Annotated in this window: 15 protein-coding genes; 8 read left to right on the top strand and 7 right to left on the bottom strand. The window is 70.7% G+C overall.

Going from position 1 to position 18,149, the window contains the following annotated elements; translation table 11 throughout:
* Positions 1-46: 46 nt before the first annotated feature.
* On the bottom strand, positions 47-2,077 hold the full coding sequence (gene thrS / locus ABD978_RS20255) for a threonine--tRNA ligase (RefSeq protein ID WP_345356614.1): 2,031 nt from the start codon (positions 2,075-2,077) through the stop codon (positions 47-49).
* A gap of 165 nt (positions 2,078-2,242) precedes the next feature.
* Positions 2,243-4,141: a PIG-L family deacetylase gene (locus tag ABD978_RS20260; RefSeq protein ID WP_345356455.1), complete on the bottom strand. Its 1,899-nt coding sequence runs from the start codon at positions 4,139-4,141 to the stop codon at positions 2,243-2,245.
* Positions 4,142-4,425: 284 nt separating this feature from the next.
* Here ABD978_RS20260 and ABD978_RS20265 point away from each other — a divergent pair, with 284 nt between their 5' ends.
* On the top strand, positions 4,426-5,496 hold the full coding sequence (locus ABD978_RS20265) for a sodium:calcium antiporter (RefSeq protein WP_345356458.1): 1,071 nt from the start codon (positions 4,426-4,428) through the stop codon (positions 5,494-5,496).
* Between the two features lie 69 nt (positions 5,497-5,565).
* Here ABD978_RS20265 and trxA read toward each other — a convergent pair whose 3' ends face one another.
* Positions 5,566-5,925, bottom strand: a complete 360-nt coding sequence (gene trxA / locus ABD978_RS20270; RefSeq protein ID WP_345356461.1) for a thioredoxin — start codon at positions 5,923-5,925, stop codon at positions 5,566-5,568.
* Positions 5,926-6,198: 273 nt separating this feature from the next.
* Between trxA and ABD978_RS20275 the strand changes: the two genes are divergently transcribed.
* The 3 genes from ABD978_RS20275 (at position 6,199) to ABD978_RS20285 (ending at position 9,389) form a co-directional block, all read left to right on the top strand.
* Positions 6,199-7,668 carry a helix-turn-helix domain-containing protein gene (locus tag ABD978_RS20275; protein ID WP_345356464.1) on the top strand — a complete coding sequence of 490 codons (1,470 nt, stop codon included), beginning with the start codon at positions 6,199-6,201 and terminating at the stop codon, positions 7,666-7,668.
* A gap of 144 nt (positions 7,669-7,812) precedes the next feature.
* Positions 7,813-7,959, top strand: a complete 147-nt coding sequence (locus tag ABD978_RS20280; protein ID WP_345356467.1) for a hypothetical protein — start codon at positions 7,813-7,815, stop codon at positions 7,957-7,959.
* A 176-nt stretch (positions 7,960-8,135) separates the two neighbouring features.
* Complete coding sequence (locus ABD978_RS20285; protein WP_345356470.1) at positions 8,136-9,389, top strand: glycosyl hydrolase family 8; 1,254 nt, start codon at positions 8,136-8,138, stop codon at positions 9,387-9,389.
* Positions 9,390-9,477: 88 nt separating this feature from the next.
* Here ABD978_RS20285 and ABD978_RS20290 read toward each other — a convergent pair whose 3' ends face one another.
* The 4 genes from ABD978_RS20290 to ABD978_RS20305 all read right to left on the bottom strand — a co-directional run bounded on the left by ABD978_RS20290 (position 9,478) and on the right by ABD978_RS20305 (position 14,311).
* Complete coding sequence (locus ABD978_RS20290; protein ID WP_345356473.1) at positions 9,478-11,580, bottom strand: glycoside hydrolase family 31 protein; 2,103 nt, start codon at positions 11,578-11,580, stop codon at positions 9,478-9,480.
* A 136-nt stretch (positions 11,581-11,716) separates the two neighbouring features.
* Positions 11,717-12,649 (bottom strand): Ppx/GppA phosphatase family protein, encoded by a 933-nt coding sequence (locus ABD978_RS20295; RefSeq protein WP_345356476.1) that lies wholly within the window; start codon positions 12,647-12,649, stop codon positions 11,717-11,719.
* Between the two features lie 128 nt (positions 12,650-12,777).
* The gene (locus tag ABD978_RS20300) at positions 12,778-13,401 is read right to left on the bottom strand and encodes a TetR/AcrR family transcriptional regulator (protein ID WP_345356479.1); all 624 of its coding nucleotides are present in this window, start codon (positions 13,399-13,401) and stop codon (positions 12,778-12,780) included.
* Between the two features lie 40 nt (positions 13,402-13,441).
* Positions 13,442-14,311, bottom strand: a complete 870-nt coding sequence (locus tag ABD978_RS20305; protein ID WP_345356482.1) for a class I SAM-dependent methyltransferase — start codon at positions 14,309-14,311, stop codon at positions 13,442-13,444.
* 355 nt (positions 14,312-14,666) lie between these two features.
* Between ABD978_RS20305 and ABD978_RS20310 the strand changes: the two genes are divergently transcribed.
* From ABD978_RS20310 to ABD978_RS20325, 4 genes are read left to right on the top strand one after another with little or no spacing between them, the layout of a single operon-like run.
* Positions 14,667-15,515, top strand: coding sequence for an ABC transporter substrate-binding protein (locus ABD978_RS20310; protein WP_345356485.1), 849 nt, complete (start codon positions 14,667-14,669; stop codon positions 15,513-15,515).
* A gap of 3 nt (positions 15,516-15,518) precedes the next feature.
* Positions 15,519-16,268 (top strand): amino acid ABC transporter permease, encoded by a 750-nt coding sequence (locus tag ABD978_RS20315; protein ID WP_345356488.1) that lies wholly within the window; start codon positions 15,519-15,521, stop codon positions 16,266-16,268.
* Positions 16,265-17,032, top strand: coding sequence for an amino acid ABC transporter ATP-binding protein (locus ABD978_RS20320; protein WP_425550737.1), 768 nt, complete (start codon positions 16,265-16,267; stop codon positions 17,030-17,032). Before ABD978_RS20315 ends, ABD978_RS20320 begins: the two co-directional genes overlap by 4 nt.
* Positions 17,032-18,132: a LacI family DNA-binding transcriptional regulator gene (locus ABD978_RS20325; RefSeq protein ID WP_345356491.1), complete on the top strand. Its 1,101-nt coding sequence runs from the start codon at positions 17,032-17,034 to the stop codon at positions 18,130-18,132. Before ABD978_RS20320 ends, ABD978_RS20325 begins: the two co-directional genes overlap by 1 nt.
* The last annotated feature ends 17 nt before the right edge of the window (positions 18,133-18,149 follow it).

The following is an 18,149-nucleotide window of genomic DNA, read 5'->3' on the forward strand; positions in this document are numbered from 1 at the left end:
TGTGCTGCGTTCTAGGCGCAGCACACGCCAGGGATCAACGGGCGTCTCAGACCTGGATGCGGCTCTCGACGGCCTTGACGATCTCGTCGACGGCCTCGTCGATGGAGACGCCGTTCTTCTGCTCGCCGTTCCGGTAGCGGAACGACACGGCGTCCTTGGCGACGTCGTCGTCGCCGGCCAGCAGCATGTACGGCACCTTCTGCTTCTGCGCGTTGCGGATCTTCTTCTGCATTCGGTCGGAGGAGGTGTCGACCTCGACCCGGATGCCCCGCTCGCGGAGCTTGGCCGCGATCTTGCGCAGGTGCGGGACGTGGTCGTCGGCGATGGGGATGCCGACCGCCTGCACCGGGGCGAGCCACGGCGGCAGCGCGCCCGCGTAGTGCTCCAGCAGCACGCCGAAGAACCGCTCGATCGACCCGAACAGCGCCCGGTGGATCATGACGGGCTGCTGCCGGGAGCCGTCGGCGGCCTGGTACTCCAGGCCGAACCGCTTCGGCTGGTTGAAGTCGACCTGGATGGTCGACAGCTGCCAGGTGCGGCCGATGGCGTCCTTGGCCTGGACGGAGATCTTCGGTCCGTAGAAGGCCGCGCCGCCGGGGTCGGCGACGAGGTCGAGGCCGGACTCGTCGGCGGCCTGCCGCAGCGCGGCGGTGGCCTCCTCCCAGTCCTCGTCGGAGCCGATGAACTTCTCCGACTCGTCGCGGGTGGACAGCTCGAGGTAGAACTCGTTCAGCCCGTAGTCGCGCAGGAGGCCGAGCACGAAGGCGAGCAGGCTCTTGATCTCGTCGCCCATCTGCTCGCGGGTGCAGTAGATGTGCGCGTCGTCCTGGGTCATGCCGCGCACGCGGGTGAGGCCGTGCACGACGCCGGACTTCTCGAACCGGTAGACGCTGCCGAATTCGAACAGCCGCAGCGGCAGCTCACGGTAGGACCGCCCGCGCGCGTCGAAGATCAGGTTGTGCATCGGGCAGTTCATCGGCTTGAGGTAGTACTCCGCCCCGTCCAGCTCCATGGGCGGGAACATGTCGTCCTTGTACCAGCCGAGGTGGCCGGAGGTCTGGAACAGGTCGCCCTTGGTGATGTGCGGGGTGTTGACGAACTCGTACCCCTCCTCCTCGTGCCGCCGACGGGAGTAGTCCTCCAGGACCCTGCGGACGACGCCGCCCTTGGGGTGGAAGACCGCGAGGCCGCTGCCGATCTCGTTGGGGAAGGAGAACAGGTCGAGCTCGGCGCCGAGCTTGCGGTGGTCGCGGCGCTCGGCCTCCTCGAGCATCTTGAGGTATTCGTCCTGGCGCTCGCGGGACTCCCACGCGGTGCCGTAGATGCGCTGGAGCTGCGGGTTCTTCTCGCTGCCGCGCCAGTACGCCCCGCCGGAGCGCATCAGCTTGAACGCGGGGATCACCCGGGTGGTCGGCAGGTGCGGGCCGCGGCACAGGTCCTTCCAGCGCAGCTCGCCGGACTTGGCGTCGAGATTGTCGTAGATGGTCAGCTCACCGCCGCCGACCTCCACGCTCTCCTCGTCCGCCGCGGCGCCCTTGAGACCGATCAGCTCCAGCTTGTACGGCTCGGCGGCGAGCTCCTCGCGGGCATCGTCGTCGGCGACGACCCGGCGGGAGAAGCGCTGCCCCTGCTTGACGATCTCCCGCATCCGCTTCTCGATGCGCTTGAGGTCATCGGGCTGGAACGGGTGCTCGACGTCGAAGTCGTAGTAGAAGCCGTTCTCGACGGGCGGGCCGATGCCGAGCTTGGCCTCGGGGAACAGCTCCTGCACCGCCTGCGCCATGACGTGCGCGGCGGAGTGGCGCATGATGGCGCGGCCCTCGGGCGAGTCGATCTGGATGGGCTCGACGACGTCGCCGTCACGCAGGACGTACGCCAGGTCGCGCGCCTGGCCGCCGACGCGGGCGGCGATGACGGTGCGGCCGTCGGCGTCGAGCGCGTCTCCGGCGGTGGTGCCGGCCGCCACCACACGCTCGCTTCCGTCGAGGGTGATGCGCAGCTCAGACACGGGAACTCCTCGATGGTCAGGGATGTCGGGATCGAATGCTATCGATTGTGCGGGTCCGGGGGACGCCATCGACTCCATGGTCGCTCCTCTCGCGTTGCGGGAGCGAACCGGGACAGCATCGAGGCCCCGGGATAGCTCCCGGGGCCTCGGCCGTGCAGGTCAGTGCAGGCGGCCGTCGCGCCGGGGCTCGCCCGGCGTCGTCGTCTCGAACATGGTCGCCACGGGACCATGGTATCAGCGGCCGATCGCCCGCCACGCGGCCTTTCTGGCGGCCGAGCGCGGCGCCACGTGCAGCCGCCCGTCGGCGCCGAGGGCGCACACCTGCGAGCCGTCCGGCAACGGCGCGGGCACCCCGAGCACCTGATAGGGCGGCGAAGCGCCGACGACGGGCGGCTCGCCGTCGAGGTGGGACGCGGCCCGGACGGCCAGTGTGCCGTCCCAGACGGCGGACGACATGGCCCGGGAGATCGCCAGGGTCCGGCCGGTCCACGGCTCACGGAACATCACCTGGATCCGGTCGCCGACCGCCTCGGCGGCCAGCGGTGCGATCGCGCCCGCCACCGGCAGGGTCCCCGCGAACGCGAGCGGCTTGCCCGGCTGGCGCTGACGCCACCACAGGATCTGCGAGCGGGTCGCGGCGAACAGTTCGATCGTCCCGGCGTCGGTGACGACCGCGGCCAGGCCGTCCTGGACGTCGCCGTACCGATGGTGTTTCTTCTTCGGCTGCGGCGAGATGACCTGCTTCAGGTCGACTCCCGGCAGGTCGGTCCACGCGCGGCTCCAGCCGCCCGTGCCGAGGAACCGGGCGCTCACGCCGCCGCGGCCGTTGCGCACGAACGCGGCGATCATGCCGGAGCCGTCGACCACGGCCACCGGGACGCCGGCCTGGTTGTGGACCTTCTTCGGATCGGGACGGCCGAGCGACCGCCAGCGCCCCTGGCCGTACGCGACGACCTCACCGGTGTCGGAGCGCAGGCCGAGGACCACCGGCCCGGCCGCGGCCACGGCCGGGGCGAGGGGGCCGCCCGGGTCGCCGAGTGACCGCGGCGCCGACCAGCCGCCGTTCGTCCGCCGCCAGACGAGCAGGCGGCCCGCCCCCACCGCGTACACGGCGTCCGTGGCGGTGAAGCCGGTGCCGCGCGGCCACCGGTAGACCATGCGCGCCTCGTAGGCGTCCCAGTGGGGGTTCTCGGCGTTGATGCGGTAGTCGTGCGCGGAGTAGGCCGCGAACACGCGCTGCTTGTACCGGTTGTCGGCCGCGCTGAGGTTCACCGCGAGATTGCGGACGTTGTAGTCCCGGTAGTTGACCTGCAGGAGCAGTTGCTCGGGATGGCGCGCGGCGTGGCGCCGTACCGCCTCGGCGGCGAAGTGGGCCGCGGCGATGTGATCGGGGTGGTCCGCGCTGTACCTCTCGTCCGGCGCCGTGTCCTGGGAGCGCACGACCGTCGGCCGGAAACTCTGCATCAGGCCCGTGAGCGCGCTCAGCACGTCCTCCCGGCTCAGGCACCGCCGGTACGGCGACCCGTCCGGCGCCTGCGTCCATCCGCACACGTCCGCGTGGTCGGTGGCGCTCCACAGCTTGCCCAGTGTGTGCCACCCCAGACTGGCCCGCGGGTCACGCCCGTCCGGCACCAGGAGGAACACCAGCCGGATGTCCGGCCGGTCGACGAGGATGTACGAGAGCAGCCGCAGCGTCCCGACGCTGAGGGTCTCCCGCCGCCAGCGGTTGCGGACGCCGAGCATGAGCGCGTACGCCGCCCGTAGGCCGTTCTCCCGCTCGGCGACGTAGGCGTTGACGTCGTGGGTGTCCGGCGGGACGCCGGCCTTGCTCTCCCCCGCGCTGAGGTAGACGGTCAGGTGCGGCGATCCGGCCCGCAGCGACTCGGACAGGTCAGGGGTCATGAAGAGCAGGTCGTCGTCCTCGTGCGCGACGATCTGCAGGTACCGCGAGCGGGCCGCGGGCGTTCCCCGCGCCGCCGCGCCGTGCCGGTTCGCCGGGCGGCCGGCCCCGCCCTCCGACAGCAGGCCGAGCCCCGTCCCGAGCCCGGCCGCGGCGACCGCGCCCACCAGGAGGAACCGCCGCCGGTCGGCCCCGGACGAGAGAGGCTCCGAAGCGGGCGGTTCGGTGGACATGCGGCACTGCCTCCAAGATCAGGATAAGTGGTGGCGACCGAACGAGTATCGCGGAATGCGAGCACTTCTGGGCGTTGAACGGGTGGTCGTCACGTCGAGTAAGCTGGGCGCCGCGAAGGGGAGTAGTCCCGCCGGCCGGTCGTCGACATACTGGAGCGCCTGAGCGCTCCCGGTGCCCGGGCCCCATGACAGGGGTGGACGAGACCTTCGGCTGTCGGTGACCGCTGATCACCGTGAGCCGAGGTCCGCTCTCTGTCTCACGGTGGCCGATCTTCGAGGAACACATGCTGCACGTCGTGATCCTGCTGGCCTGTGCCATCGCGATCTATTTGTCCTGTGAGTGGTTCGTCAACGCCGTCGAGTGGCTCGGCGTCCGGCTGAAGGTCGGGCCGCTCGCCGTGGGGACCCTGCTGGCCGCGTTCGGCACGGCGCTCCCCGAGAGCGTCGTGACCTTCGTCGCCGTGGTGTTCGGCTCGGGCGCCCAGCAGAAGGACATCGGGGTCGGCGCGGCGATGGGCGGTCCGCTGGCGCTGGCCACCGTGGCCTACGGTGTGACGGGCTTCGTGCTGCTGACGCGACGGCGGAAGGTTCAGGCCGCCGCCCGAACGGCCGCCCCCGTCAGCGCCGGAGCCGCCGCGACCGCGTCTCCCGACCTCCCGGACGAGGCTCCGCCGCGGGAGGACCTCGGTGACGTCCGCAAGCTCGCCCGCGACCAGCGCTGGTTCCTGGCGATCTTCGTCGTCAAGGTGGCGGTGGGGCTGGTGGCCTTCGCGTTCAAGCCGTGGCTCGGCCTGCTGTTCTTCGCCGCGTACGCCGTCTACTTCTGGCGGGAGCTGCGCGACGGCGGTGAGCACGGCGACGGCGCCGACCTCGAGCCGCTGCTCCTGCAGCGCCGTCGCGAGGTGCCCGCGACGTGGGCCGTCGTCACCCAGACGCTCGTCACCCTTGTGATCATCTTCTTCGCGTCACAGCTGTTCGTGCACCAACTCGACGCGATCGGCCCGATGATCGGCCTCTCCGCGTCGGTCACCGCGCTGCTGCTGTCCCCCATCGCCACCGAGCTTCCCGAGATCATGAACGCGATCATCTGGGTGCGGCAGGGCAAGACGCCTCTCGCCCTCGCCAACATCAGCGGCGCGATGATGATCCAGGCCACCGTGCCGTCCGGACTGGGCATCCTGTTCACGCCCTGGCGGTTCGACCACGCCCTGCTCCTGGCGGGAGTGGTGACGATGGCGGCCATGGTCTACCTGCTGGCGATGCTGTGGAAGGGCCGCCTCTCCGGGCGGACCCTGACCGTGGCGGCCGTCTTCTACGCGATCTTCGGTCTCTGCCTGATCCCGGTCCTGTCCTGATCCCGGTCCTGACCGGCGGACCACGGTGAGAGTCCGGTCGGCGTCGCCGACCGGACTCCGTCGTTCATGTCAGGCCTTCTTGGCCAGGCGGCTGCGCACGTCGTCCATGTCCAGGGCGCGCACCTGCTCGATCAGGCTCTCCAGCGACTCGGCGGGAAGCGCGCCGGGCTGGGCGAACACGATGACGCCGTCGCGGATCGCCATGATGGTCGGGATCGACGTGATGTCGAATCGCACGGCCAGGTCCTGCTCGGCCTCGGTGTCGACCTTGCCGAAGACGATGTCCTCATGCGTGGCCGAGGCCTCCTCGTAGATCGGCGCGAACATCCGGCACGGCGGGCACCAGCTCGCCCAGAAGTCGACCAGCACGATGCCGTCGCTGCCCGCCGCCTTGTCGAAGTTCTCGGCGGTCAGGGTCGTCGTGGCCATTGGAGCTCCTCGTCATCGAATGCCGGCCACCCGTCGGGCCGCCATGTCACTCGACAACACCGCGACGGGGGCGCTGATTCCAGCACGCCCGCATGACCGGACGGCGCATCGGCATCGCCGTGAACTCGGGGTTTGTGGTGGAGTCGCCTCCCGGCGGCCACCCCACCACAATTCCGAACATCCGCGCTCGTACTACAGAGCAGCGGTTCGGACCTCGATCAGCAGCAGGTGAGGTCGCCCGGTGCGGGCACGGACAGGGCAACGGTTACCGAGGTGCTCGACCCCGCCGCTCCGGCGGACGCCGACGTGACGGAACCGACGGTTCCGCTCACGATCAGTGACCCGATAGTCGAAACGAAGACCAGGGCTATGACCCTGCGCAGACGTGACATTCTTTCTTATCCTTTCCTGTGGCAGTGTCATTTTCTTCTAGAGGCGGGCGAGATGCCAGGGCAAGAATCACTCGGTGAACGGATTCGGACTTTGCGGCTGCGCAAGAACCTGTCTCAGGCACAGCTCGCCTGGCCTGAGCTCTCCGACAGCTATGTCTCGCTCATCGAAAGCGGCAAGCGCACGCCGGCGCCGAGCATGATCGCGTTGCTGGCCCGCAAGCTCGACTGCTCCGAGTCCTACCTGCTGACCGGCGTGAGCGAGGAGGCGATCGCCGGCCTCCGGGAGACTTTGCGCTACGCGCACATCGCTCTGGAGAACGGCGCGGCCGACGAGGCGCGGATCCGTTTCGCCGAGGTTTCGGTCCATCCGGCCGTGACCGATATTCCCGGGCTCGCACACGAAGCGTGCTGGGGGCACGCCCTAGCGTTGGAAGCGACCGGCGCGCTGAAGGAGGCGCTCGGCGAGCTGGAACGCGCGGCGGGGATGATCTCGCCCACCACCGAGCCCGACCAGTGGGCGAAGGTCCACACCGCGCTGATCCGCTGCCACCGGCAGCTCGGCGACCTGACGACCAGCATCCAGGTGGGAGAAGAGGCCCTCGACCAGCTCACCGCGATGGGCGGCCAGTGGAGCGATGCGATGGTGATGCTCGGGTCCACGATCCTCGCGGCGTACATCCATCGCGGTGACCTCGCCTACGCGCGCCAGTTCGCCGACATGCTGACCACGCGGGCGGAGGCCATCGGCACGCCCAAGGCGCGGATGGCCGCCTACTGGAACGCCGCGTGGGCGGCGGAGCTCAGCGGCGACGCGCCGGGCGCGCTCAGGTTGGCCGAGCGCGCCATCGCGCTCCTGGGCGAGGAGGACGACGCCCGCAACCTGAGCCGCCTCCGGGGGGCCTACGGTCACTTCCTGCTCTGCGCGCGGCCGGACCGGGCGGCGGAGGCACTCGAAGTGCTCCGGCACGCGCAGCGCGAGATGGAGTCCACCGCGACCAGCACCGTCGACCTCGCCTCCTGCCTGCTGCACCAGGCTCGCGCCGAGATCGTGCTCGGCAACCCGGTGGAGGCTGCGAGCCTGGCCCGGCAGGCGGCCGACCTTCTCGGCGACACCGCGGGGCAGGTCATCGCCGAGGCCTATACGGTGCTCTCCGACGCACAGGCGCGCCTCGGCCTGCGGGATGAGGCGGTGGCCGCCCTGTTCCAGGCGGTGGACTACCTGGAGAAGATGGAGGCGCACCGGCCCGCGGCCCGCGCCTGGTTCGACCTGGCGGAGTTGCTGGGCGCGGCGGGCCAGGCCGACGGCCAGAAGGCGGCCTTCCAGCGCGCCCTCGCCTGCATGGGGCTGTGACCGAGAGACACCGGCAGGGCCGTCGCCTGAGGGGAAATCGGCTGGAACCGATCAACGCCGCGCCGCGTCTGTAATCTCGTTCATGGAGGTTTTCTCCGGGGAAGCCGGATGAAGCCTGAAGGTGCGACTCTCTCGGAGGAAGACGTGAAGGTTCGGCGGATCCGGCTGGCGACGGCGGCGGTCGTGGGGTTCGTGCCGGCGTTGCTGGCACTGTCGGCCTGCGGCCACTCTCACCACCACGTGGTGCATCACCACGTGGTCGTTCACCATGTGGTGCGCCACCACCACTGAAGCCGCGGGGCGGACCGGGGATCTCCCGGCCCGCCCCGGCTCATTCGCCGTTCCCTATTGACGTACGGGCGGAATCGACTCATCCTCGGAGCTTGTTAGGAAACCTTCCTAACAAGCCGTCGGGAAGTTCCGGCATGCCGGACCGGCGGCGCAGTGTCCCCTCCGAGGAGCCCGCCATGTTCCACCGAACGGCCCGGACCACTGCCATGGCGACCGTGGTCGCCGCTCTCTCCCTCCTCCCCATCACCATGACCGGCCCGGTCGCCGGCGCGTCGACCGCCGATCTCCGGCCGGACCGGGCGGCCGCCGTGCCCGCCCATCCCTTCCCCGCGCATGTGACCTATCGGACCGGCGTCCTGCCGTCCGCGAGCCAGTCCGCGCGGGACGCCGCCGTCAAGAAGCAGTACGACTCCTGGAAGAGCAAGTACCTGCGCGCCGCCTGCGGCGGGTACCTCGTCTACGCGACCGGGGACGCGCCGAACAAGGGCACCGTCTCGGAGGCACAGGGCTACGGAATGAACATCGTGCCGTTGATGGCCGGGTACGACGCGAACGCCCAGACGGAGTTCGACGGTCTCTGGCACGTCGCGTCGACCCACCGCGACTCCCAGGGCATGATGCAGTGGAAGATCGACGGCAGCTCCTGCAAGTACGCCGACTCGGGCACACCGGACGCCGCGACCGACGGCGACCTGGACGTCGGCTACGGCCTCATCCTCGCCGACCGGCAGTGGGGCGGGTACGCCACCGCCGCCAAGGACTGGCTCGCCAAGCTCTACGCCGCGGACGTGGCCCCCGACGGGCATCTCAAGTGCGAGGACGACGGGCCGGACACCGACACGCGCCCGTCCGACCACATGCTCGACCACCTCCGCGCCTTCGCCGCGTACGACCCGGCGCACGACTGGAACAAGGTCGTCACCCGCACTGAGGCCGTGATCCAGGAGTTCACCGCCAAGTACTCCCCCACCGCGAACCTGCTGTCGGACTTCGTGGTGAACGCGAACACCACCGGCCCGAAGCCGGCCCCCGCCGACTACCAGGAGAGTCAGCCGGACAACATCGTCGGATACAACTCCGTGCGCGTGCCGTGGCACATCGGCACCGACGCCCTGCTGTACGGCTCGTCCGTGAGCGTCGGCGTCGCGACGAAGGAGTCCGCGAGCTACAAGAGCCACGCGGGCGGCGACCCGGCCAAGATCTACCCGCACACCAAGCTCGACGGCACCCCCACCCAGACCGACGACCAGTCCGAGGCGGCCAACGACCCGGTCGGGGTCGCCGCCATGGCCGCCGGGGACCAGGGCTGGACCGACAAGCTGTGGAACTTCCTGGCCACCAACCCGTACGGCGACACGTACTACGGCGAGACGATAAAGATGCTCGTCTACATCGTCATGGCGGGTGACTACTGGTCGCCCGCCGCCTGAGGCGACCGCTCCAGCCGGGGCCGCCGCCGAGCGGGCCGCGGCCGGTGACGGGGGTCACCGGCCGCGGCCGTCACGCGTACCGCTCCGGTCAGCCGGCCGTCGGCGCGGCGCCGGTGCGCCTGAGCGCGCGGATCGCCTTGTCGGCGCCCGCGGCCTTGACGTCGACGAACGCCGGTGTGACGTCGAGCGGCACGCGGTAGCCGCGCAGGATCTTCGGGCCCTGGACGACCGTACCGCGGTTGACGTCGAACCACTTCCCCGTCGGCAGGAACACGTCACGGGTGTCGCCGCTGCTCAGCTTCGGCGCGGCGAGCACGGCCGGGCCGAGCATCCACTCGTCGCTCACCGTGTACGCCCCGGCGTCCCTCGGGAAGTCGAAGAACAGCGGGCGCATGATCGGGTCACCGGTGGCGACGCTGTGCTTCACCTGGTCCCAGATGTAGGGCGCGAGCCGGCCGTGCGCCTGGACGGCGTCGCGGTACCGGTCGATGGTCTCCTGGTCGTAGGGGACCGGCTTGCCGGTCTTCGGGTCGTTCGTTCCCGCCGGCGACGTCGAGGAGTACATCAGCGGCATCAGCGAGGCCGACTGGGCCCACCGGATGAGGACCTCCTTCGCCGGGGCGGGCTGGCTCAGCGAGCCGCCGATCATGTCGGTCTCGACGAACGGGTAGCCGATGGTGGAGATCGCGAGGTTCTGCGCGACCGAGGCGGCGAGGGAGTTCCAGCCGGTCCCCTTGTCCACCTGGCGGATGACGAAGCCGGTCTGCTGCGACCCGCTCCAGTGCACGCGGATGCCCGCGCCCTGCAGGTCGAACTGGTCGGCCAGTTGCGCGCCGAGCCGCTGGTAGTCGGCGCGCTGGTAGCCCTTGTCGGGCGCGCAGGTGTCGTCGAAGAAGCGGGTGTCGAACTTGAACCCGTCCACCCCGTAGGTGCTCATGAGCTTCTTGATGTTCGCGACGTACCAGGCCTTGGCGTCGGGGTTGGCCAGGTCGACGATGCCGGCGGTGCCGTTCCACCAGCTCACCGTGCACGGCTTGGTGGGGTCGGCCTTGTCCTTCAGCAGGTAGCCGTGGTCGACGGCGTACTGGTAGTTGGTGGAGTCCAGGTTGATCCACAGGGTGACCCAGAGGCCGAAGTCATAGCCCATCGCGTGGATCTTGTCCGACATCGCGCGCGCGTCGGGGAAGGTCTTGGTGTTGAAGGTCAGGTTGCCGTAGTTGGACTCCCACCGGTCGTCGAGCTGGATCGTGTGCCCGGGGATGCCGTTGTCGTGCAGTTTCTGGGCGTAGTCGAGGAGCTTGGTCTGGTCGACCTTGGTGTAGAACTGCGCCCAGGAGTTCCAGAGCGGCTTCTCGAACTGCGTGTAGGTGGCGTCGCTCTTGGCGGGCTTGCCGACGACGCCGGTGTGGTCGCGGTAGACCTGGAAGGGGTCGGACTCCACGAAGACGGTCGCGTTGTAGGTGCCGCCGGAGGCGACGGTGAAGCGGCCGAGGCCGTCGTTCGCGTCGTTGATGGCGACGTCCATCACCTCGCCGGTGTCGACGAGCAGCCCGGTGGCGCTGGAGGTGTACCAGAACGGGTCGACCATCTCGTACGACGCCGGCCCGAAGGCGCTGTCGTGCACGTTGCCGGCGTCGAGCGGCCACGGCTGGTCCGTGGTCGGACCGCCCTTGGAGGTTGCCGCCTCGCCGTGGCCGTACCAGTGGCCCGCGGACTTCAGGTCGAAGGCGAGGCCCAGTTGGTCGGCGCTGCCGCCCTTGACGTTCCAGGACAGGGCGTACCGGTCGGGTTTCGGGGTGATCAGCGCCTCGGCGGTGACGCCGTCCCGGGTGGTGGCGGCGTCGAGGCGCAGGACGCCGTTCTTCCAGGACCAGTGGGTGACCTTGGTGGCCCGCTGCCACGCTCCGCCGGAGCGGAAGCGGAGGCCGCCGGTCGTACCGCCCGCGGTGGCCAGCACGGTGTGCCCGCCGCGTCTGGTCGTGATCGTCAGTGAGCCGGTGGCGACCTTGACGGAGTATCCCGGCGCTCCGGCCGAGGCGGGCACCGTGAGGGTCACCGCGTGGGCATCGTGGGTGACCCGCGGGCCCGCGGTGGGCGCGGCGCCCGCGGCGGGCACCGCGGCGAAGGCGCCCAGCGTCAGGGTTGCGAGAGAGACGGCGATCGCGACCGGTCGGTCACGCCATGACAGCACCCGCTACCTCCCGAGAGGAGTCGTCGGGCTGGCACCCCGAATCCGGCCCGAGCCTGATCATGATTAATCCTGCTCATAGTTGGCCGCGAACGCGCACGTGTCAACATTCCTGGCCGTGGCCGGTACGCGCGGCGGGTCAGGTCCACGCGGGCAACGCGTCGAGATGACGCAGGATGACGCCCTCCCGCAGCGCCCATGGGCAGATCATGACCTCGGGCAGTTCGAACAGGTCCATCGCGGCGTCCGCGACGATCGCCCCGGCGACGAGTTGCGGCGCCCGGCCCGGTGACACCCCCGGCAGCTCGGCGCGCTCGGCCGCGGTCATCCCGGCCAGCCGCTCGGCCCACTCGGTGAGGTCCGCGTGGCTGAGCACCCGCTGGACCAGGGGGCCCTGCCCGGTCGGGGCGGCCCCGGCGATCCGCGCGAGCTGCTTGAACGTCTTGGACGTCGCCACGGCGTGGTCCGGCGTGCCGCGCCGGGTCACCCCCGAGACCTCGCGGCCGATCGCCGCCCGGACGTACTTGCGCAGCGCGCGCACCTCCTCGGGCGGCGGCGGATCGGCGGAGAACCAGTCACGGGTCACTCTTCCCGCTCCCAGCGGCAGGGAGGCCGAGAAGTCCGGGTCCTCGTCGGCGCCCGCGGCGATCTCCAGGGAGCCGCCGCCGATGTCCAGGAGCAGCAGCCGGCCGGCCGACCAGCCGAACCACCGCCGGGCCGCCAGGAACGTCAGCCGCGCCTCCTCCTCCCCGGGGAGCACCTGCAGGTCCACGCCGCTCTCGGCGCGGACCTTCGCCAGGACGTCCTCTCCGTTGGCCGCCTCACGGACCGCCGAGGTGGCGAATCCGATCAGCCGCTCCACTCCCTTGTCCTCGGCGATGCGCATGGCGTCCGCCACGAAGCTCTCCAGCAGCGCCGCGCCCTCCGCGGACAGCCGGTCGCCCTCCAGGTGCGCGGCCAGCCGCATCTCGTCCTTGTGGGAGAAGGCGGGTAGCGGCGCCGCGCCGTGGTGCGCGTCGACCACCAGCAGGTGAACGGTGTTCGATCCGACGTCCAGGACACCGAGTCTCATGGCCGCACGTTATCGGGCCGCCGCTGCCGCCCGCCCGGCGGCGTCCGGCCCGACCCGGCCGGGGACCGCTCCCCGGGCCGCCGCGCGAGCGACGCCCCGGTCCTGCGGGCTCTGGACCGAGGGACCGGTCAGCGGCCGATGCCGCGCAGCACGGCGGCGACCACGGCGTCGATCTCGTCCGGCGAGGCGGGCGCGGTGTCCGGCGCCCCGGCGTGCCGCAGCAACTGGGACAGGACCGTCTCGTGGCAGACGCCGACCAGCATTCGCGCCGCCGGCTCCACCGGCGCGTCCGGGGCGAGCCGCCCCAGCTCGCGCTCGGCCCGCAGGTAGCCGATCAGCCGGTCCCGCCAGTCGTCCCCCGGCCGCACCAGGTCGGCGAACCGGGCGAGGACCTCGGGCTGGGCGAGCAGCCCGGCGAACGCCGGCAGGATCGCCCGGTGCAGGTCCAGACCGTGCACGAGGTAGGCGCGCAGGTTGCCCTCGATGGTGCCGCCGCCCGGCTCGGGCAGCTCGCCGAGGGCACGCTCAACGGCCCGTACGCGGGCCCGCAGGGCGTGGGCCAGCAGTTCTTCCTTGTCGGCGAAGTGGTTGTAGAGCACTCCGTCGGCGACCCCGGCCGCGCGGGCGATCCCGCGCACGGTGAGCCCGGCCGTGCCGCGCTCGGAGATCAGGCGTTCGGCGGTGGCGATCAGGTGTGCGCGCAGGCTCTGCTCGCCGCCGTCGCGGAGCGCCGCCGCTCTTCTCGGTGCCATCAGCAGGCATCGTAGTGAGCCGCGCGGGGAGCGGCGGCCCTCAGGCGGGGCGCCGCGCGGTCACCAGCCATGCCGTGCCGCGCAGCCGCACGCCGTCGGGCCTCGCGAAGGACCGGAGCACGGTCGCGAGGGCGTCGCTCGCCCGGGTCGCCGCCTCGGGGCTCGCCTGGCGCAACTGGTATCGGACGGGCCCCCAGTCACGGATGAACGCGGCGGCGTCGGCGACGTCCCGGCCCCAGGTCTGGTCCGCCTCGACGCGCGTGCAGTCGACCTCGCCGAATCCGGCCCCGGTCAGCACCTCCCGTACGCGCGCGGGGTCCGCGAACGAGGTGGGGCCGCGGCCGTCGGGCCCGGTGGGCCGGGGCAGATGGGCGGCCATCGCCCCGAAGACGGCCCCCAGGTCGGTGCCCTCGAACCCGGTCAGGCACACGAACGCGAGCCGCCCGTCCGGCCGGAGCGCGCGGCCGATGTTGGCGAACGCGGCGACCGGGTCGGCGAAGAACATCACCCCGAACCGGCTGATCGCCGCGTCGAAGCCGCCCGCCGGGAACGCGTGGACCTGCGCGTCCGCCTGCTCGAAGGTCACGTTCGCCACGCCCTCCTCGGCCGCGCGGGCGCGGGCCCTGGCGAGCATCGGCGCGGACAGGTCGATCCCCTGGGCGCGGCCGGATCGGGCCGTACGGGCGGCGAGCCGCGTCAGCTGCCCGTTGCCGCAGCCGATGTCCACCACCCGATCCCGCTCGCCGATCGCGGCCGCCTCCAGGACGAACCGGTTGAACCCGCTGTTCACGGCGTCGTACCGGTCGGCATGGCCGGCCCAGTGCTCCCCCTCGTACCCGTTCCACGCCTCGGCCTGCACGGCATTGACGATCTGCGACATCACGACCCACTCGACAGACGAAATGAACATGCGTTCATGAACGTATGTTCATAATGGTCCGATCGACGGCGGCCGTCAAGAGTTCCGGCGCCGCACACCACGCATCGCACCCCGTCGACAGCGGTGCCCACCCCGCCGCCGCACGCCCGCGCGAGCGCGGTCACCACTGTTTCCATGGGCGCCTCCACAGGGTCTTGACGACGGAACGGCTGCGTGAGAACGTTCTCTGCAATCGAAGCGAGAGAACGTTCTCTCGGTCGCCGACCAGCGTCGTTCGGCCTTCGGTCACGCGCGCGAACTCAGCACCGCGTCCGGCGCCTTCTCCCTCCACCAGCCCCGTTCGACCTCACGGCATGACGCCGTTCCCCGACGCATTGGAGAATCGATGAGAAAGCTTTCCGCGGCACGAGCGGCGGTCGCCGCGATCGCGGTGTCCCTGCTCACGGTGACCGGCTGCGGCTCCGGTTCGAAGACGCAGTCCGCGCAGGCGGGCACCGCCACCGGCGTCGCCAAGGCGGGCGTCCTCAAGGTCGGCACCACCAACAACATGAAGCCGTACTCCTACGAGGAGAACGGCAAGCTCGCCGGCTTCGAGATCGACCTGATCGACGCCGTCGCGCAGAAACTGAACCTCAAGACGAGTTTCGTCTCCCTCGACTTCTCCGCGCTGCTGCCCGCCGTCAACAACCGGCAGTTCGACACGGTCGCCGCCGCCGTCGGCATCACCGCGCCGCGCAAGAAGATGGTCGACTTCTCCGACGGCTACCTCGCCGGCTACTTCGGCGTGCTGACCCGCCCGGACAGTGGGATCACCGCCGACGTCGGCACGGTGCGCGGCAAGAAGGTCGCGGTCCTGCAGGGCTCGATCGAGGACGCCAACACGAGCACCTTCATCCCCGGCGCGAACGTCGTACGGTTCCCCGACGACAACTCCGCCGACCTGGCCCTGAAGAACAAGCGGGTCGACGCGTTCTTCAACGACTTCGACCCGAACCTGGCCATCATCAAGAAGTACCCCGACCTGCACCTCGTCCAGCCGATCACCATCCCGGCGACGGCCTTCCCCGCCGGGTGGGCGGTGCGTAAGGGCAACACCACGCTGGTCACCGCGCTCAACGGCGCGCTGAAGCAGGTCGTGGCCGACGGCACCTGGCTGAAGCTGTACAGGCAGTACTTCCCGCAGGACCCGGTGCCCACCGGCGGCCAACTGCCCCCCTACACCGCCAAGGGGTAAGTCGTGAACGACCTTCTCCGGAACTTCTTCGACTGGCAGCTGATCCGCCAGGTGCTGCCGGACCTGCTGACCTACGGGCTGCGCAACACGCTGGTCCTCGCGATCCTGTCCTCGCTGCTGGGCAGCGTGATCGGGATGGTGCTGGCCGTCATGGGCCTGTCGCATCGTTGGTGGCTGCGGCTGCCGGCCCGGGTCTACACCGACCTGTTCCGCGGCCTGCCCGCGGCGCTGACCATCCTCATGGTCGGTGAGGGCGTGTTCTCGGCGCAGATCGGCTGGCTGGAGTCGCCGTACCCGGTGGCCATCCTGGCGCTGAGCCTGATGTCCGCCGCCTACATCGGGGAGATCTTTCGATCCGGGATCCAGAGCGTGGAGAAGGGCCAGGGGGAGGCGTGCCGGGCCCTGGGGATGACCCACGGCCAGGCGCTGCGCCTGGTGGTCGTGCCCCAGGGCGTACGGCGAGTGCTGCCGGCGATGGTCAACCAGTTCATCGCCATCATCAAGGACTCCAGCCTCGTCTACTTCCTCGGCCTGGTCACCAGCCAGCGCGAACTCTTCCGCATCGGCCAGGACAGCTCGGTGGCCACCGGGAACCTGTCCCCGCTGCTGGCGACCGGCCTGTGTTACCTGCTGCTGACCGTCCCCCTGACCCACCTGGTGAATCACATCGACCGCCGGCTGCGCGAGGGCTCCCGCCGTGCCCTGGTCGCCGATGAGGCACCGGCCGTCAACGCGGAAGGAGCGCTCGCGTGACATCGTCACAGCCGGCCGCCACCACCGGGCGGCGTTACCGGGGCTCGTCGCTGGAGGCCCGCGACATCCGGATCAGGTTCGGGCCGCTGGAGGTCCTGCGCGGCGCCGACCTCCTGGCGCCCGCCGGGAAGGTCGTGTGCGTCATAGGCCCCTCCGGCTCGGGCAAGTCCACGATGCTGCGGTGCCTCAACGGCCTGGAGACGCGGACCTCCGGGCAGGTGCTGCTGGACGGCGAGGACACCTCCACCCTGGACGTCAACGTGCTGCGGCAGCGCATCGGCATGGTCTTCCAGCATTTCAACCTGTTCCCCCACAAAACCGCGCTGCAGAACGTTACGCTCGCCTTGACCACCGTCAAGAAGATGCCGAAGGACCAGGCCACCGCGACCGCCATGCAGCGCCTCAAGGACGTCGGCCTGGCCGACCGCAGCGGGCATCGGCCCGCGCAGCTGTCCGGCGGCCAGCAGCAGCGCGTCGCCATCGCCCGCGCCCTGGCGATGGAGCCCGAGGTCATGCTGTTCGACGAGGTGACCAGCGCGCTCGATCCGGAGCTGGTCAAGGGCGTGCTCCAGCTGATGGCCGACCTCGCCCGCGGCGGGATGACGATGGTCGTCGTCACCCACGAGATGGGCTTCGCCCGTCAGGTCGCCGATACGGTGGTCTTCATGGACGCCGGTGTGGTCGTCGAGGCCGGTCCGCCCGAGCAGATCTTCGACGCGCCCGGGTCGCCCCGGCTGAAGAAGTTCCTGGCGCAGGTCCTGTGATGGCAGGCGATACGGGCGCCAGGAACGGCCGGCGACGCCCGACCGTGGCCGACGTCGCCCGCGAGGCCGGCGTCTCGGTGGCCACGGCGGGGCGCGCGCTCGGAAACTACGGCCGCGTCCGGGACGACCTGCGCGAACGTGTCCAGGAGGCCGCCGCGCGGCTGGGATATGAGCCCAACGTCGTCGCGCGCAGCATGCGCTCCGGCGGCACCCGGAGCATCGGGTTCGTCGCGGCCGACATCGCCAACCCCTACTTCGCCGCCGCGATGCGCGGGGTGTGCGACGTCGCCCACGAGGAGGGTTACGAGGCGATCCTGTTCAACGTCGACGACCGGCTCGACGTCGAACGCAACGCGATCAAGGTGCTGCTGGAGAAGCAGATCGACGGCATCGTCGTGTCGCCGATCTCGGTGACCGACATGGGCCACCTCCGGCGGGCCCAGGAGCGCGGCGTCCCGGTGGTGCTGCTCGACCGGACCAGCGCCAGGATGAACGCCGACAGCGTCGTCATCGACAACGAGGCCGCCGCCTACGGCGCGATGGCGCACCTGCTGGAACTCGGGCACCGGCGGGTGGGCCTGGTCGCGTCCGTGGTTCCGCACGAAGGGCCGGAGCTGGTCGTTCGGGAGGACACCGGGAGGCTGGGCGTACGGGGCGCGGTGCGTCCCTCGATCGACCGCATCCGCGGATACCTCGCCGCGCTGGACGCCTACGACGCCGTCTCGGCGCGAGAGCTGGTCCGCTTCACGAGCCTCGACGCGGTCCGGTACGCCGAAGCGGAGGCCGATGCGCTGTTGATGCTGGCCGAGCCGCCCACGGCCGTGTTCGCCGCCGACAACGTCACCACCCAGGGGGTGTTCACGGCCGCGCGCAAGCGGGGCGTGAAGATCCCCACCGAAGTGTCGCTGGTCGGATTCGACGACCTGGACTGGACCGCCCTCGTCGACCCGCCGGTGACCGTGGTGGCCCAGTCCCCCATGGACATGGGCCGCACCGCCGCCGAGCGTCTGTTCCGCCGCATCAGGGGAGAGGACCGCCCGGGCGCGCGGATCGTTCTTCCGACCCGCCTTGAGGTCCGGTCCAGCACCGCCCCGCTCTGACGCGCCGCCGCATCGCT

The organism is Actinoallomurus liliacearum, from assembly GCF_039542035.1.
Classification (GTDB): Bacteria; Actinomycetota; Actinomycetes; order Streptosporangiales; family Streptosporangiaceae; genus Actinoallomurus; species Actinoallomurus liliacearum.

Bases quoted from the DNA above. Each gene is read 5' to 3' on its own strand.
- thrS (WP_345356614.1), bottom strand. From the start codon at position 2,077: ATGGCGTCCCCCGGACCCGCACAATCGATAGCATTCGATCCCGACATC.
- ABD978_RS20260 (WP_345356455.1), bottom strand. From the start codon at position 4,141: ATGTCCACCGAACCGCCCGCTTCGGAGCCTCTCTCGTCCGGGGCCGAC.
- ABD978_RS20265 (WP_345356458.1), top strand. From the start codon at position 4,426: ATGCTGCACGTCGTGATCCTGCTGGCCTGTGCCATCGCGATCTATTTG.
- trxA (WP_345356461.1), bottom strand. From the start codon at position 5,925: ATGGCCACGACGACCCTGACCGCCGAGAACTTCGACAAGGCGGCGGGC.
- ABD978_RS20285 (WP_345356470.1), top strand. From the start codon at position 8,136: ATGTTCCACCGAACGGCCCGGACCACTGCCATGGCGACCGTGGTCGCC.
- ABD978_RS20295 (WP_345356476.1), bottom strand. From the start codon at position 12,649: ATGAGACTCGGTGTCCTGGACGTCGGATCGAACACCGTTCACCTGCTG.
- ABD978_RS20300 (WP_345356479.1), bottom strand. From the start codon at position 13,401: ATGGCACCGAGAAGAGCGGCGGCGCTCCGCGACGGCGGCGAGCAGAGC.
- ABD978_RS20305 (WP_345356482.1), bottom strand. From the start codon at position 14,311: ATGTTCATTTCGTCTGTCGAGTGGGTCGTGATGTCGCAGATCGTCAAT.
- ABD978_RS20310 (WP_345356485.1), top strand. From the start codon at position 14,667: ATGAGAAAGCTTTCCGCGGCACGAGCGGCGGTCGCCGCGATCGCGGTG.
- ABD978_RS20325 (WP_345356491.1), top strand. From the start codon at position 17,032: ATGGCAGGCGATACGGGCGCCAGGAACGGCCGGCGACGCCCGACCGTG.